The sequence below is a fragment of the Actinomadura pelletieri DSM 43383 genome (assembly GCF_003634705.1).
Classification (GTDB): Bacteria; Actinomycetota; Actinomycetes; order Streptosporangiales; family Streptosporangiaceae; genus Spirillospora; species Spirillospora pelletieri.
This window is the reverse complement of record NZ_RBWU01000005.1, coordinates 44,296-59,291: the sequence shown is the minus strand read 5'-3', so window position 1 is coordinate 59,291 and position 14,996 is coordinate 44,296. Positions and strand designations below refer to the sequence as shown.

The 14,996-nt window shown below is 72.3% G+C and carries 14 protein-coding genes; 10 read left to right on the top strand and 4 right to left on the bottom strand.

The features are described 5' to 3' along the window. Window positions 1-105 precede the first annotated feature (105 nt). From uraD to alc, 9 genes are read left to right on the top strand one after another with little or no spacing between them, the layout of a single operon-like run. Window positions 106-570: a 2-oxo-4-hydroxy-4-carboxy-5-ureidoimidazoline decarboxylase gene (uraD, locus tag BZB76_RS22045; RefSeq protein WP_121436336.1), complete on the top strand. Its 465-nt coding sequence runs from the start codon at window positions 106-108 to the stop codon at window positions 568-570. Beyond that, entirely contained in the window at window positions 567-881 is a 315-nt protein-coding gene (gene uraH, locus BZB76_RS22040) for a hydroxyisourate hydrolase (protein WP_121436335.1), read from the top strand. Before uraD ends, uraH begins: the two co-directional genes overlap by 4 nt. Before the next feature lie 5 nt (window positions 882-886). Continuing rightward, entirely contained in the window at window positions 887-1,768 is an 882-nt protein-coding gene (gene pucL / locus BZB76_RS22035; protein WP_121436334.1) for a factor-independent urate hydroxylase, read from the top strand. A 13-nt stretch (window positions 1,769-1,781) separates the two neighbouring features. Continuing rightward, window positions 1,782-2,678 carry an FAD binding domain-containing protein gene (locus BZB76_RS22030; protein ID WP_121436333.1) on the top strand — a complete coding sequence of 299 codons (897 nt, stop codon included), beginning with the start codon at window positions 1,782-1,784 and terminating at the stop codon, window positions 2,676-2,678. After that, the gene (locus tag BZB76_RS22025) at window positions 2,678-3,163 is read left to right on the top strand and encodes a (2Fe-2S)-binding protein (protein WP_121436332.1); all 486 of its coding nucleotides are present in this window, start codon (window positions 2,678-2,680) and stop codon (window positions 3,161-3,163) included. Before BZB76_RS22030 ends, BZB76_RS22025 begins: the two co-directional genes overlap by 1 nt. Further along, on the top strand, window positions 3,160-4,533 hold the full coding sequence (locus BZB76_RS22020) for an 8-oxoguanine deaminase (protein WP_121436331.1): 1,374 nt from the start codon (window positions 3,160-3,162) through the stop codon (window positions 4,531-4,533). The genes BZB76_RS22025 and BZB76_RS22020 overlap by 4 nt, the downstream gene beginning before the upstream one ends. Then, complete coding sequence (locus BZB76_RS22015) at window positions 4,530-6,830, top strand: xanthine dehydrogenase family protein molybdopterin-binding subunit (RefSeq protein ID WP_121436330.1); 2,301 nt, start codon at window positions 4,530-4,532, stop codon at window positions 6,828-6,830. Before BZB76_RS22020 ends, BZB76_RS22015 begins: the two co-directional genes overlap by 4 nt. Window position 6,831: 1 nt before the next feature. Then, window positions 6,832-8,136, top strand: coding sequence for an allantoinase AllB (gene allB / locus BZB76_RS22010; protein ID WP_121436850.1), 1,305 nt, complete (start codon window positions 6,832-6,834; stop codon window positions 8,134-8,136). Next, the gene (gene alc, locus BZB76_RS22005; RefSeq protein ID WP_121436329.1) at window positions 8,133-9,203 is read left to right on the top strand and encodes an allantoicase; all 1,071 of its coding nucleotides are present in this window, start codon (window positions 8,133-8,135) and stop codon (window positions 9,201-9,203) included. The genes allB and alc overlap by 4 nt, the downstream gene beginning before the upstream one ends. Here alc and BZB76_RS35360 read toward each other — a convergent pair. From BZB76_RS35360 to BZB76_RS21990, 3 genes are all read right to left on the bottom strand, one after another. Then, window positions 9,151-9,384: a DUF397 domain-containing protein gene (locus BZB76_RS35360; protein ID WP_211343131.1), complete on the bottom strand. Its 234-nt coding sequence runs from the start codon at window positions 9,382-9,384 to the stop codon at window positions 9,151-9,153. The genes alc and BZB76_RS35360 overlap by 53 nt on opposite strands. Window positions 9,385-9,517: 133 nt before the next feature. Then, window positions 9,518-10,957 (bottom strand): S1 family peptidase, encoded by a 1,440-nt coding sequence (locus BZB76_RS21995; protein WP_121436328.1) that lies wholly within the window; start codon window positions 10,955-10,957, stop codon window positions 9,518-9,520. A 176-nt stretch (window positions 10,958-11,133) separates the two neighbouring features. Beyond that, window positions 11,134-11,811, bottom strand: a complete 678-nt coding sequence (locus tag BZB76_RS21990; protein ID WP_121436327.1) for a TetR family transcriptional regulator — start codon at window positions 11,809-11,811, stop codon at window positions 11,134-11,136. Between the two features lie 150 nt (window positions 11,812-11,961). On the opposite strand from BZB76_RS21990, the gene BZB76_RS21985 reads away from it, so the two are divergent. Then, window positions 11,962-13,584, top strand: coding sequence for an MFS transporter (locus tag BZB76_RS21985; protein ID WP_121436326.1), 1,623 nt, complete (start codon window positions 11,962-11,964; stop codon window positions 13,582-13,584). 22 nt (window positions 13,585-13,606) lie between these two features. On the opposite strand, the gene BZB76_RS21980 is transcribed toward BZB76_RS21985, so the two are convergent. Next, the gene (locus tag BZB76_RS21980; RefSeq protein WP_121436325.1) at window positions 13,607-14,932 is read right to left on the bottom strand and encodes an RNA polymerase sigma factor; all 1,326 of its coding nucleotides are present in this window, start codon (window positions 14,930-14,932) and stop codon (window positions 13,607-13,609) included. Window positions 14,933-14,996 lie beyond the last annotated feature (64 nt).

Here is a 14,996-nt window from a genome sequence, read left to right as displayed (position 1 = left end):
AAACCTACAAAGCGCCGCGCGCGGCCGGTGCCCGAGTTCGGATGTCCTGTCCCTCGACCGGCTCCCGAACGCCTGTGTGTACTGACAGGCGAGAAGGGAGCGCGGATGCGGTTCACCGATGCGGACCTGGCGGCGTGTTGCGCGTCCCGCCGGTGGGTCGCGGCGCTCGCGGGACGCCCCTACCGGGACCTGGACGAGTTGCGGGCGGCCGGAGTCGCGGCCCTGGACGACCTGGACTGGCCCGACGTGATCGAGGCCCTGGCCGAGCACCCACGCATCGGCGACCGGGTGGACGGCTGGTCCCGGGTCGAGCAGTCGGGGATGGACGGAACCGCCCCGGACGTGCGTGCCGCCCTCGTCGACGGGAACCGGGCCTACGAGGAGCGCTTCGGCCACGTGTTCCTGATCTGCGCCACGGGCCGTGGCGCCGCCGGCATGCTCGGCGACCTCCGGGCCCGCCTGGCGAACGACACCGCGACGGAGCGGGCCGTCGTCCGGAGGGAACTCACGAAGATCGTGGAACTTCGGCTGGCCAAACTCGTCGACCGGACCCGGGGGAGTGCGCGATGAGTCTTTCGACGCATGTGCTGGACGCGGCCAGGGGCCTGCCCGCCGTGGGAACGTCCGTCCGGCTGGAGCGGCGCGACCCGGACGGCGGCTGGACCACCCTGGCCGAGGCGCGCACCGACGACGACGGCCGGATCAGGCACTGGAACGCCGAGCCGGGAGCCGGCACGCATCGCCTGGTGTTCGACACGTCCGCGCTGTCGGACTTCTACCCCGAGGTGACCGTGGTGTTCACGATCACCGACCCCGGCGGGCATCTGCACGTGCCGCTGCTGATCAGCCCGTTCGCCTACTCGACGTACCGAGGGAGCTAACGCCGATGGCCATCGTGCTCGGGCCCAACCGCTACGGAAAGGCGGAGACGCGCGTCGTCCGCGTCACCAGGGACGCCGGGAGGGACGGCGAGGTCCACCGGATCAAGGACGTGAACGTCACCGTCCTCCTCTCCGGGGCCATGGAGGACGTCCATCTGTCCGGCGACAACGCCGCGGTCCTGCCCACCGACAGCCAGAAGAACACCGTGTTCGCGTTCGCCAAGAAGCACGGCATGGCCACGATCGAGGACTTCGGTCTCCTGCTCGCGCGCCACTTCGTGGACTCGCAGCCGACCATCACCCATGCCCGCGTGGAGATCCACGAGTACGCCTGGGACCGCATCACCGGTGGGCACTCCTTCGTCCGGAGCGGCGGGGAGGTCCGGACGGCGCTGGTGCACAGCGACGGCGACGGCGGCGCCGAATCGGTCGTCTCCGGGCTGCGGGACCTCGCCGTCCTGAACTCGACCGGCAGCGAGTTCCACGGCTTCCTCCGGGACGAGTACACGACGCTTCCCCCGACCGACGACCGGGTCCTCGCGACGGCCATCACCGCGCGGTGGCGTCACCGGGGCATCGCGGCACAGGACTGGGACGTGTCCTTCCGCGAGGCCCGGAACCACCTGCTGCGCGCGTTCGCCGAGACGCACAGCCTGTCGCTTCAGCAGACGCTGTTCCAGATGGGCCGCCGGGTCCTGGACGAACGTCCGGAGCTGTGCGAGATACGCCTGTCGATGCCCAACAGGCATCACCATCTGGTCGATCTGGAGCCGTTCGGCATGGACAACGACAACGAGGTCTACTTCGCGGCCGACCGCCCGTACGGGCTCGTCGAGGGCACCGTCCTCACCGACGACGCGCCGGACGCTCCGTCCGCCTGGACCTGAGGGAGCGAGGAACATGGACTTCCTACGACCGGCGACCTGGCAGGACGCGCTCGCCATCAAGGCGGAACGGCCCGACGCGCTGCCCGTCCAGGGCGGCACCGACATCATGGTCGAGATCAACTTCGACCGGCGAAGGCCCGCGGCGCTGCTCGACCTGACCGGCGTCCACGCCCTCACCGACTGGGACCCGGCGGGCGGACGGCTCCGCGTCGGCGCGGGCGTCCCGTACGCCCGGCTGATCACCGAACTCGGACGGAGCCTGCCGGGCCTCGCGCAGGCGTCCCGGACCGTGGGCTCGCCACAGATCCGCAACCGCGGCACGGTCGGCGGGAACCTCGGCGCCGCCTCGCCCGCCGGGGACGCTCATCCGCCGCTGCTGGCGGGCGACGCCGTGGTCGAGGCGGAGTCGGCGGCGCGCGGCGTCCGGATGATCCCGGTCGCGGAGTTCTTCACCGGCGTGAAGCGGAACGCGCTGGCGCCGGACGAGCTGATCCGGGCGTTCTGGGCGGCCCCGGCGTCCGGCCCCCAGTACTTCTCCAAGATCGGTACCAGAAACGCGATGGTGATCGCCGTGTGCTCGTTCGCGGTCGCGCTGCGTCCGGAGGACAGGCGCGTCGGCACGGGACTCGGCTCGGCGGCGCCGACACCGCGCCGGGCCTCCGCCGCCGAGGCGTTCATCGCGCACGAGCTGGACTGGGACGGCCGTGGCCCGCTGCCGGACGCGGCGGCACGGCGGTTCGGGGAGCTGGTGGCGGAGGCGGCGTCGCCGATCGACGACGTCCGCGGCACGGGCGACTACCGCCGACGGGCCCTGTCGGTGATGGCGCGCCGCACGTTGACCTGGGCCTGGAACGACCATCGCGCGGGCTCCACCGGAAGCGTGGACTCGCTGGGAAGGGAGGCCTCCTGATGCGCGTGAACCTCACGGTGAACGGCTCGCGGCAGGCCGTGGACGATGTGTGGGAGGGCGAGAGCCTGCTCTTCCTGCTTCGGGAACGGATGGGCCTGCCGGGCTCGAAGAACGCATGTGAGCAGGGCGAATGCGGTTCCTGCACGGTCTACCTCGACGGGGTTCCGGTCTGCTCGTGCCTGGTCGCGGCCGGTCAGGCGGAGGGGCGGAAGGTCCGCACGGTCGAGGGCCTGGCCGAAGGGCCGCCGGGTGAGGAGCGGCTCGATCCCGTCCAGGAGGCGTTCCTGGAGGCGGGGGCCGTCCAGTGCGGGTTCTGCACACCCGGTCTGATCGTCCAGTCCCATGACCTGATCGAGCGGAACCCGGCGCCCACCGACGCCGAGATCCGCGAGGCGCTGGCGGGGAACCTGTGCCGCTGCACCGGCTACGAGAAGATCCTCGACGCGGTACGGCTGGCCGCCGAGCGGAAGGCCACGGCGCCATGACGCGCGCGACGCGGACCGTCATCGAGAACGCCCATGTCGTCACCGTCTCCGGCGACGAGTATCCGGACGGCCACATCGTCGTCGATGCCGACCGCATCACCGCCGTGGGCCCCGGCCGGCCCGCGCTCGCCGAGGCCGACCGGAACGACCGGATCGACGCCACCGGGTGCCTCGCCACCCCCGGATTGGTGAACGCGCACCACCACCTCTACCAGTGGGCGAGTCAGGGTCTCGCGGTGAACGACACCCTGTTCGAGTGGCTGACGACCCTGTACGGGCCCTGGTCGAAGATGGACGCGGAGGTCGTGGCCGGGGCGGCGAGCGCGGGCCTCGGCTGGCTCGCCAAGTCGGGCTGCACCACCTCCACCGACCACCACTACCTGTTCCCGAAGGGACGCGGCGACCTGTTCGCGGCGGGAATCGAGGCGGCCCGGGAGATCGGCGTCCGCTTCCACCCGTGCCGGGGCTCGATGGACCGGGGCGAGTCACGCGGCGGGCTCCCGCCCGACGAGGTCGTCGAGGACCTCGACACGATCCTCACCGAGACCGCCGCCGCGATCGACCGGTACCACGACCCGTCGCCCGGCTCGATGCTGCGCGTGGCCGTCGCGCCCTGCTCCCCGTTCAGCGTCACCCGGGATCTGCTGGTCCGTTCGGCGGAGCTGGCGCGGGAGAAGGGCGTCCGGCTGCACACCCACCTCGCCGAGACCCTCGACGAGGAGGAGCACACCACCGAGCAGTTCGGCATGACGCCGGTCGAGTACATGGACTCGATCGGCTGGCTCGGCCCGGACGTGTGGCTCGCGCACTGCGTCCACCTGCACGACACCGACGTCAAACGGCTCGCCGAGACCGGGACCGGCACGGCGCACTGCCCGAGTTCCAACGCCCGCCTCGGCGCCGGGATCGCCCGCGTGTCCCACCTCCTCGCCGAGGGCGCGACGGTCGGGCTGGGCGTGGACGGCCCCGCGTCGGCGGAACTGGTACCGCTCGCCGGGGAGCTGCGGCAGGCGGTCTACATGCAGCGCGCCCGCTACGGACCGACCGCCCTCACCGCCCGGCAGGCCCTGGAGATGGGGACGCTCGGCGGGGCCCGCTGCCTCGGCCGCGACGACGAACTCGGCACGCTCGAACCGGGCAGGCTCGCCGACATCGCCCTCTGGCGGATGGACGGCTTCCGCGCCGCCGTCGACGATCCGGTCGTCGCGTTCGTGTTCGGTCCGCCCCCACCGCTGCACCGCCTGCTGGTCGGCGGCCGGACCGTCGTCGCCGACGACACGCTCGTCACCGTTCCGCAGGACGAGGTCGCGCGGCGCGGCGCCGCCGCCCACCGCCGTCTGACGGCGCTCGCCGAGGAGGTGTCGCGATGACCTCGCGCCTGGACGTGACGTCCGCGCCGGGCGGCGTGGGGGACAGCCCGCTCCGCCCGGACGGCACGCTGAAGGTCGCCGGCGAGTTCGCCTACGCCTCCGACCTGTGGATGGACGGGATGCTGTGGGGCGCGACGCTGCGCAGCCCGCACCCCCGCGCGCTGATCCGGTCGATCGACATCGGCCCGGCCCTCGCGATGCCCGGTGTCCGCGCGGTCCTCACCCACGAGGACGTCCCGGGACGCGCGCTGTTCGGCCTCGACCACCCTGCGGACCAACCCGTCCTGGCCATCGACCAGGTCAGGTACCAGGGCGAGCCGGTCGCGCTGGTCGCCGCCGACCATCCGGAGGCGGCCCGCCGCGCCCTCGCGAGGATCGTCGTCGACTATGACGTCCACGCCCCGATCACCGACGCGCGCGCCGTCGTCGCCGATCCGGAGGGCCGGAAGGTCCAGGAGCTGGGCGGCATCACCCGGTACCAGCCCGTCCGCGTCGGCGACGTGGCCGCCGCGGGGGCCGAGGCCGAGATCGTCGTCGCGCGGGAGTACGAGGTCGGCATCCAGGACCAGGCGTTCCTCGGGCCGGAGGCGGGACTGGCGATCCCGTCCGAGGACGGCGGCGTCGACCTGCACGTGTCGACCCAGTGGCTGCACAACGACCTCAGGCAGATCGCGCCGTGCCTCGGCCTCGCCGAGGACCAGGTGCACATGACGCTCGCGGGCGTCGGCGGCGCGTTCGGCGGGCGCGAGGACCTGTCGATGCAGATCCATGCGGCGATGTTGGCGTTGCGCACCGGCAGGCCGGTCAAGATGTCGTACGACCGGCACGAGTCGTTCTTCGGGCACGTCCACCGGCACCCGGCGCTGATGCGGTACGAGTACGGCGCCACCGCCGACGGACGGCTCCTGTACGCCGACGTCGAGATCGTCCTGGACGGCGGCGCGTACACCTCGTCCACGAGGAACGTCGTCGGGAACGCGGCCTCGCTCGGCGTCGGCCCGTACGAGATCCCCAACATCCGCATCGACGCCTACGGCGTCTACACCAACAATCCGCCCTGCGGCGCGATGCGCGGGTTTGGAGCGGTCCAGGCGTGCTTCGCCTACGAGTCGATGATGGACGAACTCGGCGCGGCCTGCGGGATCGGGCCCGTCGAGGTCCGCCGCCGCAATGCCGTCTCGCAGGGGTCGAGGCTCGCGACCGGGCAGGTCATCGAGTCGCCCGCACCGCTCGCCGACATGCTGACCCGCCTCGACGCGATGCCGCTGCCGCCGCCGCTCGACCCGTCCGACCCACGGAACCTGCCCGGCGGGGTGTCGCAGACGACACGCGGCGAGGGGGTCGTTCGGGGCATCGGCTACGGCGTCGGGATCAAGAACATCTGTTTCTCCGAGGGCTTCGACGACTACTCCACGGCCCGTGTCCGGCTGGAGGTCATCGGCGGTGAGGCCACGGCGCTCGTCCACACCGCCGCCGCCGAGGTCGGGCAGGGCCTCGTCACGATCCAGGCGCAGATCGCGCGGACGGAGCTGGGCGTCCCGAAGGTCACGATCGCCCCGGCCGACGACCGGGTCGGCGACGCCGGATCGTCCAGCGCGTCCCGCCAGTCGTACATGTCGGGCGGCGCGGTGAAGGCGGCCTGCGAGGCGGTCCACGCCGACCTGCTCGCCCTCGCCGCCCACCGCCTCTCCCGCGACGCCGAGGACCTGACCGTCATCGGCGGGAAGATCGTCTCTCGGGCGGACGGGGTGCTCGGCACCGTCGAGGACGTCCTGCGCGAGGACGTCATCGAGCGGACCCGCGAGTACCGGCACCGGCCGACCGTCCCGATGGACCCCGTGACCGGGCAGGGGCACAGCCACACCCAGCTGGCCCTGTGCGTCCACCGCGCCGTCGTCGACGTGGACGTGGAACTCGGGCTCGTCAAGGTCGTCGAACTCGCCGCCGTCCAGGACGTCGGCAAGATCATCAACCGGACGGGCGTGGAGGGACAGATCCACGGCGGATCCGCACAGGGCCTCGGCCTCGCCCTGATGGAGGAGATCATCGTGGTGGACGGCCAGGTCAGGAACCCGTCGTTCACCGACTACCTCATCCCGACGATCCTCGACATGCCGCCGATGCGGCTCGACATCCTGGAACATCCCGACCCGGAGGCGCCGTACGGGCTGCGCGGGGCCGGTGAGCCGCCGACGCTGTCGTCCACGCCCGCGATCGTCGCCGCGGTCCGCGACGCCACGGGCCTGGCGCTGGCGCGCGTGCCGGTCCGGCCGGAGCACATCGTTCGTGGCGCGTGACATGGACGACCTCGTGATCAGGTCGCGACGGGCGGTGCTGCCGGACGGCGAGCGTCCCGCCGCCGTCTCCGTCCGCGACGGGCGGATCAGCGGCGTCCACCCGCACACCGCCGACCTTCCGGCGAGCGCCTCCGTCGACCTCGGCGACATCGCGCTGCTGCCCGGCCTGGTCGACACGCATGTGCATGTCAACGAGCCGGGCCGCACCGAATGGGAGGGCTTCGCGACCGCGACCCGCGCCGCCGCGTCCGGCGGGGTCACCACCATCGTCGACATGCCGTTGAACTCCGTCCCGCCGACCGTCGCCCCGGAGGCGCTGGCGATGAAACGCCAGGCGGCCGAGGGCGTGTGCGCGGTGGACGTCGGGTTCTGGGGCGGCGCCGTCCCCGGCAACGTCCCCAGCCTGCGCCCGCTGCACGACCTCGGCGTCTTCGGCTTCAAATGCTTCATGTCCGACTCGGGCGTTCCCGAGTTCCCGCCCCTGTCCGGTGACGAGATGCGGGCGGCGTTCCGGGAGATCGCCTCGTTCGGCGGCCTCACCGTCGTCCACGCGGAGGACCCCGCGTCGCTGTCGTCGCCGACCGGCGGCGGATATCCGGAGTTCCTGGCCTCACGTCCCGCGTCCGCCGAACGCCTCGCCGTCGAACAGGTGGTCCGGCTGGTGGAGGAGACGGGCGTGCGCGCCCACATCCTGCACGTGTCCGCCGCCGACTGCGTGGACGTCCTCGCCAGGGCGCGGGCGGACGGCCTGCCCGTGACCGCCGAGACCTGCCCGCACTATCTCGTGCTGTGCGCCGACGACGCGCGCGGCCCGGCGCACAAGTGCTGCCCGCCCATCCGTGACCCGGCGAACCGCGAGCTGCTCTGGCAGGGTCTCGCCGCCGGCGTGATCACCTGTGTCGTCACCGACCATTCGCCGTGCGCGCCCGAACTGAAGCGCGGCGACTTCGCCACCGCGTGGGGCGGGATCTCGTCCCTGCAACTCGGGCTGCCCGCCGTCTGGACGGCCGCCCGCGCCCGCGGACACGACCTGCGCGCCGTGCTGAGCTGGATGTCCGAGGCGCCCGCCGCGCTCGCCGCCGTCCCGGGCAAGGGCGGCATCGCCGTCGGGAACGACGCCGACCTCGTCGCCTTCGCCGCCGACGAGACCTTCACCGTGGACCCGGCCGCCCTGCACCACCGCCATCCCGTCACCCCGTACGAGGGCCGCACGCTGGCGGGAGTGGTGCGGACGACGTGGCTGCGCGGCAGGCCGGTCTCGGAGACGCCGACCGGACGCCTGCTCGACCGAACGGAGTCACGATGACCGGTTTCACCTCGCTGCCGGACCTGGCCGTCCGGACGCTCGGCGGATCGGTCATCGCCGCGAGCGACGAGTCGTTCGCGGCGAAGGAGAATCTGCTCAACCCGTGGAGGCCGGAGTTCCGGCCGGGGACCTTCGGGCCGAAGGGCCAGCTCTACGACGGCTGGGAGACCGCGCGGCGCCGTGACTCCGGGCACGACTGGGCGCTGGTCCGCCTCGGCCTGCCGGGCAGGATCGCCGGTGTCGTCCTCGACACCGCCTGGTTCACGGGGAACTTCCCGCCGCACGCGTCCGTCGAGGCGTGCTTCGTCGACGGCCACCCCTCACCCGCCGAACTGGCGGACGCCGACTGGGTCGTGATCGTCCCGAGGAGCGCGCTCAAGGGCGACGCCGAACACGCCTTCACCACGACCGAGCCGGACCGCGTGTTCACGCATGTGCGGCTCAACGTGTTCCCGGACGGCGGCGTAGCGCGGCTCCGCGTCCACGGCCACGTCACTCCGAACCCGGAGTTCCTGACCGGCCTCACCGTCGACCTGGCGGCCCTGGAGAACGGCGCCCGCGTCCGCGACTGCTCCGACGGGTTCTACTCGTCGGCGGAGAACATGCTGTTCCCCGGCACGGCCCGCACCCAGGCGGAGGGGTGGGAGACCGCCCGCCGCCGCGGCGGGGGCAACGACTGGGCGCTGATCGCCCTCGCGGGCCGGGGGAGCATCAGGCTCGCGGAGATCGACACGACGAACCTGAAGTTCAACGCGCCCGCCGAGTTCGAACTCGTCGGCTTCGACGACCGGCCACCGCCGGACGAGCGGGCGTCGCCGCTGGTCCTCATTCCCCGGACCCGTCTCCAGCCCGACACCCGGCACCGCTTCCGGCTCCGGTCGCCCGAGGTCACCGCCGTCCGTGTCGACATCCACCCGGACGGCGGGCTCGCCCGGCTCCGGCTGTGGGGCGAGCTGGGCGCCGAGGCCGAACAGGACCTCGCCGCCCGCTGGCCCGCCCACGGCCGAACGTCCGTCAGGGAGCCTCGGTGGGGTCTTCCAGAAGGTCGTCGAACTCGCCGTCCTTGACGCCCGCGATGAAGGCGTCCCACTCGGCCTCGGTGAAGTAGAGGATCGGGCCCTCCGGGTTCTTCGCGTCGCGCATGACGACGGCCCGTTCACCGAAGTCCTTGTGCTGGACGGGAACGTCCTTGCCATCGATGAACTCGATGATGACCCCGTCGCTGAGGATCGGTTCCTGCTCGGTCACTGGCACACCCTCGTCCTGACTCGTCCTGGCTCGTCTGTCGGGGGTCCAGATTAATGGGGCCGGGAGCCGCGGCACATGAAAAGTTCCCCGGCCGTCCAGATTGGGGAGGGACGGCCGGGGAAGTTCGCGTACGTCACGGTCGGCTGAATCCGAAGTGGTAGTCGCCGTTGCCGCCGTAGGCGTGGACGCGGTACCGGTACGTGCCCGCGGTCCCGTTGTAGTTGATGACCTCGTCCGGGGTCGGGCTGAGCGAGTAGGCGACGGTCTGCCAGGTGCCGCCGTTCAGCTTCTGCAGGTAGAGGTCGAAGTCGACACCGTCGGGGCCGTCGAGGCACGCGGTGTGGGTGCCGGAGGACGTCGTGGTGTAGCCGTCGCTCGGCTGGTAGGCGCTGCCGCCGGACGCCAGCGAACCGGTCAGCCTGGAGTCGTACTCACCGCACGCGCCGGGACCGGGACCGGGGCCGCCGCCCTCGGTCACCAGTTCGCGGCCGTTCCGGGCGAGGATCTGCAGGACCTCGGAGACCGGCTGGAAGTACGTCACGTCACGGCTGTCCTGGCCGTTGTCGCAGGTGCCCGAGGTGCCGGACGTGATGCCCTGAGCCTGGCCCTCCTCGGTGAACAGCGCGCCACCTGAGTCGCCGGGGTCGGCGCAGATGCCGGCCGAGATGAGGCCGGAGACCGCGCCCTCCTGGTAGTTGACGGTCACGTTGCGCTGCTTGATGGGACCGCACCAGATCTGCGTGCTGGTCGTGCCGCCCGACCGGCACACGCGGGTGCCCACCGGCGCCTCCACCGCGCCCCTGATCGTCTGGTACGTGCCATTGTGCTTGTTGACCTTCGGCGTGGGCGTCCACTGGTCGTTGGTGTCCACCCAGGCGTAGTCGTCGCCCGGGAACGAGGAGCCGCCGAACGTGCCCTGCGCGACCCGGTTGGCGCCCTCGGTCCGCTCGCCCTGCTTCCCGCAGTGCCCGGCGGTGAGGAACCCGCCGTCGACGGAGAAGGCGACGGAGCAGCCGTACTGGGTCGTCCAGTACCGTTCGCCGCCGACGATGTCGTGGACCGGCCGGGGGCGGTCGGTCGAACGGACGATCTGGACCTTCGCGGAGTCGACGCCGCTCGCCTTGACGAACCGCCGCGCCGCCGAGGTGGAGGACGCCTGGACGACGACGCGGTTCGTCTCGGCGTCGACGTACCACGACGCCACCGAGCCGGGCGCCGACCTCGCGTGCCGGTTCAGCGTGGCGTGCGCCGAGTCGAGCGTCCGGGCGTCGAACTTCACCAGCTTCGGTGTGGCGCCCGCCGCCTTGATCTTGGCGGTGGACGCGGCGTCGGTGGTGGCGACCACGACCTTGGAGCCGTGTTCGACCCACGCGCCGCCGAACTTGGAACCGAGCGACAGTTTCAGTTGCTTCTGAACGCCGGCGGCACGGTCCACCGGCTGCGGCGCGGGGGTCGTGGGCGCCGTCCGCCGCGGGACTTCCGCGGTGGACGACCCCGCGTGCGCCGGGATCACCGGCGCCACGACGAGGCTCGATGCGACGGCGATGCCCAGCACATGCTGTTTGCGTGCCATTCGGGCTCTCCTGGGGGTGGGGAGACAAGAGGGACGTGGTCACCCCGATGCCCGGAATGTAGAACCGCCCGGTGTCCATGGACAATCGGTCGGCCTTGAATGGTTTTTCGGTGTTGATTCAGTTCGGGTAGAAGGCCCTGCGCCGTCGGACGCCGCCCCTCCGGCGAGGAGCCGTCCTAGCCTTCCTGGTGTTCGCGGGGCCGCTCGTTGAGGCCCTGCTCAAGAATGGCGAAGGCCTGGTCGACCGCCTCGGAGATCGAGCCGAAATTGTCCGGGTGCTGCCGCACGGCCTCGGCGGCGGCCTGGAAGCCGCACATCGTGGCGGAGGCGACGACATGCGGTCGCAGGTCCGTGGCGGGGTCGAGGCCGAGTCGTTCGCCGATGACCTCGGTGATGCGAGCCTGCTTCTTCTGCGCGCGTTCCAGGCTGCCCGCCATCAGGGACGCGCTGTCGCGCATCATCACGTGCAGGCATTCGAACCGTTGCGGGTCGAAGCCGAGTTCGCCGTTCTCGCAGGCGCGGGCGATGCCCACGATCGTCCGGCGCAGCGCCGTCATGATCGGCTCGTCGGCGGGACGCGCGGTCAGCGCGTCGATGACCGCGCGGGTCTGCTCCTCCTGGAACGTAAGCGCGACGTCCTCCTTCGAGGCGAAGTAGCGGAAGAACGTGCGCGACGAGACGTCCACGGCGTCGGCGATCTCCTCGACGGTGGTGGCGTCGAAGCCCTTCTCGGCGAAGAGCGCGAAAGCGGCGTCGACCAGCGCCTCCCGGGTGCGCTGCTTCTTGCGTTCGCGCCTGCCCGGGGGCTGGGACCCGGGGCCGGTCGCGCCGGGTTCGTGGACGGTCGCGGTCATGTGCGAAGTGTAGCCAGCGGACGATCTCGAGCCAAGCGTCAGAGGGTGACTGGTGTCGTGATCTGAATCATGTCTTGGCGTGACTGAAGGCGTTTGACGACAAGTGTCAGGCTATGACAGTTTGTACCCCTGCCCAGACGGAGGTCACACATGAGTCAGTTCCCAGGCGCCGAGACGACGATCGAACCGGGCGCCGTCCACACGCCCCCGCGCGACCGGGCGCGCGGCCGTCCAGGTAGAGCCGGTCACGGCCATCCCTGGCTCACGCTCGTCGCGGTCGCGCTCGGCGTGATGATGGTCGGGCTCGACGCGACGGTCGTCGCCATCGCCAACCCGGCGATCGCCAAGGACCTCGGGGCGAGCCTGTCCGGCCTCCAGTGGGTCACCAACGCCTACCTGCTGGCGCTCGCCGTCGCGCTGATCCCGGCGGGGAAGATCGCCGACCGGTTCGGACGCCGCCGGACGTTCCTGGCGGGCGTCCTCGGCTTCGCCGTCTCCTCGGTGCTGATCGGTCTGTCCGGCGGCCTCGGGATGGTCATCTTCTGGCGGGTCGTGCAGGGCTTCGCGGGGGCGCTCCTGCAACCGGCCAGCCTCGCCATCCTGCGCAACACCTTCCCGGCCGACAAGCTCAACGCCGCCATCGGCATCTGGGGCTCCACGGTCGGCATCTCCATCGCGGGCGGCCCGATCGTCGCCGGGCTGCTGGTCGAGAACGTCAACTGGGAATCGGTGTTCTTCCTGAACGCCCCGCTCGGCGTGATCGCGCTCCTGGTCGGCCTGTGGGTGATCCGCGAGTCGAAGGACGAGGACGCCGTGGGCTCGTTCGACCTGCCCGGCGTCGCCCTGCTCACCGGCGCGCTGTTCGGTCTCGTCTGGGGTCTGATCAAGGCGGGCGAGAACGGCTTCGGGGACACGGTCCCGCTCGTGTCGTTCGCCGTGTCGGCCGTGCTGTTCGCCGCGTTCGTCTGGAACGAGTCGCGGGTCGAGCGTCCGTTGCTGCCGCTCGGACTGTTCCGGTCGGTGTCGCTGTCGGCGGCGACCGGGCTCATCGTCCTCGGCTTCTTCGGCATGTTCGGGACGGTCTTCTTCATCACCCTCTACCTGCAGCAGGTGCACGGGATGAGCCCGGTCGACGCGGGTGTCCGGATGCTGCCGATGACCGGCGTGTTCATCGTCGCCTCACCGCTCGCGGGCACGCTGACCAACCGGTTCGGGCCGCGGGTGCCGCTGGTGCTCGGCATGGCGTTCACCGCGACCGCGATGTTCGGGCTGTCGCGTATCGGGGTCGACGCCCCCTACGTCCAGCTCTGGCCGTGGTTCGTGCTGATCGGGCTGGCGTTCGGCATGGTCATCGTCGCCGGGACGGAGGCCATCGTCGGCAACGCCCCCGCGCATCTGGCCGGCGTCGCGGGCGGGCTCCAGCAGACCGCCTCGCAGCTCGGCGGCGTCCTCGGCACGTCCGTGCTGGGCGTGCTGCTGTCCACCAAGGTCGGCGACGTGCTGTTCGGACGGCTGACGGACGCCGGCGTCCCGGCCCCGGCGGCGGAGCGGCTCGCGGGGCAGGAGGGCATCGTGTCGCAGGGCGTCGCGCCCGTCCCGCCCGGCACGCCCGCCCCGGCCGCCGAGGCCATCACCACCGGAAGCCACCTGGCGTTCATGGACGGCTTCCAGAACGCCCTCACCGTCGCCGGCGTGGTCGCGGCCGTCGCGATCCTCGCGGCCCTGCTCGTCCGCCGGGGCAGCACCCCGGTCGACGGACCGGCCGGGGTCTAGGCGGTCCGGCGGGACACGCGTGTCAGCCCTGGCCCGACTCGGAATCCGGCGTCGGCGTCGGATTGGTGGTCGGGCTGGGGCTGGGCTCGTTCGGGGTGTCCGTGGGCGGGTCCGTGGGCGGCGTGGTCGGGCCGCTGGAGCCGTCGTCCGGAGGAGTCGTCGGACCGGGGTCGACCGGGGGAGCGGTCGGCGACCCGTCATCCGGCGGGGTGGACGGGGTGTTCGGCCGCGTGGTCACCGGTTTCGTGGGCTTGGCCGGTTTCGTCGTCTTCCCGCCCTCCGGCGAGGTGCCCTCCGGCGAGGTGCCGACCGTCGACGGCCCGGCCGAGACGGGGACCGGCGCCGGTGCCTGGGAACCCGGCTCCGATCGGTCGCGCCACGGCGGGACGCCGGGTGTGGTGGTGGCCGGGCCGCCGTTCGAGGACGCCCGCGCCCCGCCGTCCACCCGCTCCGATCCGGTGAACTCGGGCAGCGGGAACTCGGGGCCGCCCGCCTTCAGCGACACCGAGTTCGTCTGACCGCCGCTCGCCGTCGGGACGAGCGAGGCGGCGCCGCCACCGCCCTTGGCGGACGGCCAGGTGGCCAGCATTCCGAAGACCGCGGCGGCGGACGCGGCGACGCCCGCGGCCGCGCCGAGACCCTTGGAGACGCCGCCGGACGCCCCGCGCCGGCGGTAGCGGCCCCTCCCGGAACGGGCCTTCGCCGCGCCGATGACGAGCGGGCTCGGGGTGACGACGCTCGCCAGCGGCCGGGTGACCTCCTCCGCGCAGGCGGCGAGGACCCGGTCGCGCAGCCCGTCGGGCGCGCGCGACGGCGCCCGCCGGGCGAGGAGCTGCGGCAGCCTGCCCTTCTCGAACGCGGTGATGAGGGGGAACAGGTCGTGCCGGGAACCGGCCGGCGTCCGCATCAGCAGATCGAGAACGGCGCGTTCCAACCGCGTCCTGGCGGCGTGGAGGAGCTGCGCGACCGTGTCCGGCGCGATGCCGACGACAAGGGCGATGTCATGCGGTTCGAGCCACTCGCCCGCCCACAGCAGCAGCACCTCGCGGTGGTCGGCGCGCATGCCTCCGGCGGCGTGCAGCAACGGGTCCGCGGCGGAGAACAGCGAGGCGGCGCGGCCCGTCCCGGCCGCGGCGCCGACGCCGGTGAACGCGCCGCGCTCGGCGCAGACCGTCCGGGCGAGCGAGTACAGCCAGAGCACCCGGTCGCCGCGCGGCGGATGATGGACGGCCGCGGTGAACGTGTCGCGGACCGCCGCCGCCGCGTGCCGGTCTCCGAGGAGCGACCAGCAATAGGCGTACAGGCGGTCGCCGTGCGCGTCGTAGAGCGAGCCCGTGTCCGCGCGCATATGGCCCTCCTGTCCGGGTGCACACGTCTGGTCGAGGGACTCTAGCGCCTCCGCTCAACGCCTG

Excerpts from the sequence above, each read along its gene's own strand:
- allB (WP_121436850.1), top strand. The coding sequence starts at position 6,832 with ATGGACGACCTCGTGATCAGGTCGCGACGGGCGGTGCTGCCGGACGGC.
- BZB76_RS21985 (WP_121436326.1), top strand. The coding sequence starts at position 11,962 with ATGAGTCAGTTCCCAGGCGCCGAGACGACGATCGAACCGGGCGCCGTC.
- alc (WP_121436329.1), top strand. The coding sequence starts at position 8,133 with ATGACCGGTTTCACCTCGCTGCCGGACCTGGCCGTCCGGACGCTCGGC.
- uraD (WP_121436336.1), top strand. The coding sequence starts at position 106 with ATGCGGTTCACCGATGCGGACCTGGCGGCGTGTTGCGCGTCCCGCCGG.
- BZB76_RS21990 (WP_121436327.1), bottom strand. The coding sequence starts at position 11,811 with ATGACCGCGACCGTCCACGAACCCGGCGCGACCGGCCCCGGGTCCCAG.
- BZB76_RS22020 (WP_121436331.1), top strand. The coding sequence starts at position 3,160 with ATGACGCGCGCGACGCGGACCGTCATCGAGAACGCCCATGTCGTCACC.
- BZB76_RS21980 (WP_121436325.1), bottom strand. The coding sequence starts at position 14,932 with ATGCGCGCGGACACGGGCTCGCTCTACGACGCGCACGGCGACCGCCTG.
- BZB76_RS22015 (WP_121436330.1), top strand. The coding sequence starts at position 4,530 with ATGACCTCGCGCCTGGACGTGACGTCCGCGCCGGGCGGCGTGGGGGAC.
- BZB76_RS22025 (WP_121436332.1), top strand. The coding sequence starts at position 2,678 with ATGCGCGTGAACCTCACGGTGAACGGCTCGCGGCAGGCCGTGGACGAT.
- pucL (WP_121436334.1), top strand. The coding sequence starts at position 887 with ATGGCCATCGTGCTCGGGCCCAACCGCTACGGAAAGGCGGAGACGCGC.
- uraH (WP_121436335.1), top strand. The coding sequence starts at position 567 with ATGAGTCTTTCGACGCATGTGCTGGACGCGGCCAGGGGCCTGCCCGCC.
- BZB76_RS22030 (WP_121436333.1), top strand. The coding sequence starts at position 1,782 with ATGGACTTCCTACGACCGGCGACCTGGCAGGACGCGCTCGCCATCAAG.
- BZB76_RS21995 (WP_121436328.1), bottom strand. The coding sequence starts at position 10,957 with ATGGCACGCAAACAGCATGTGCTGGGCATCGCCGTCGCATCGAGCCTC.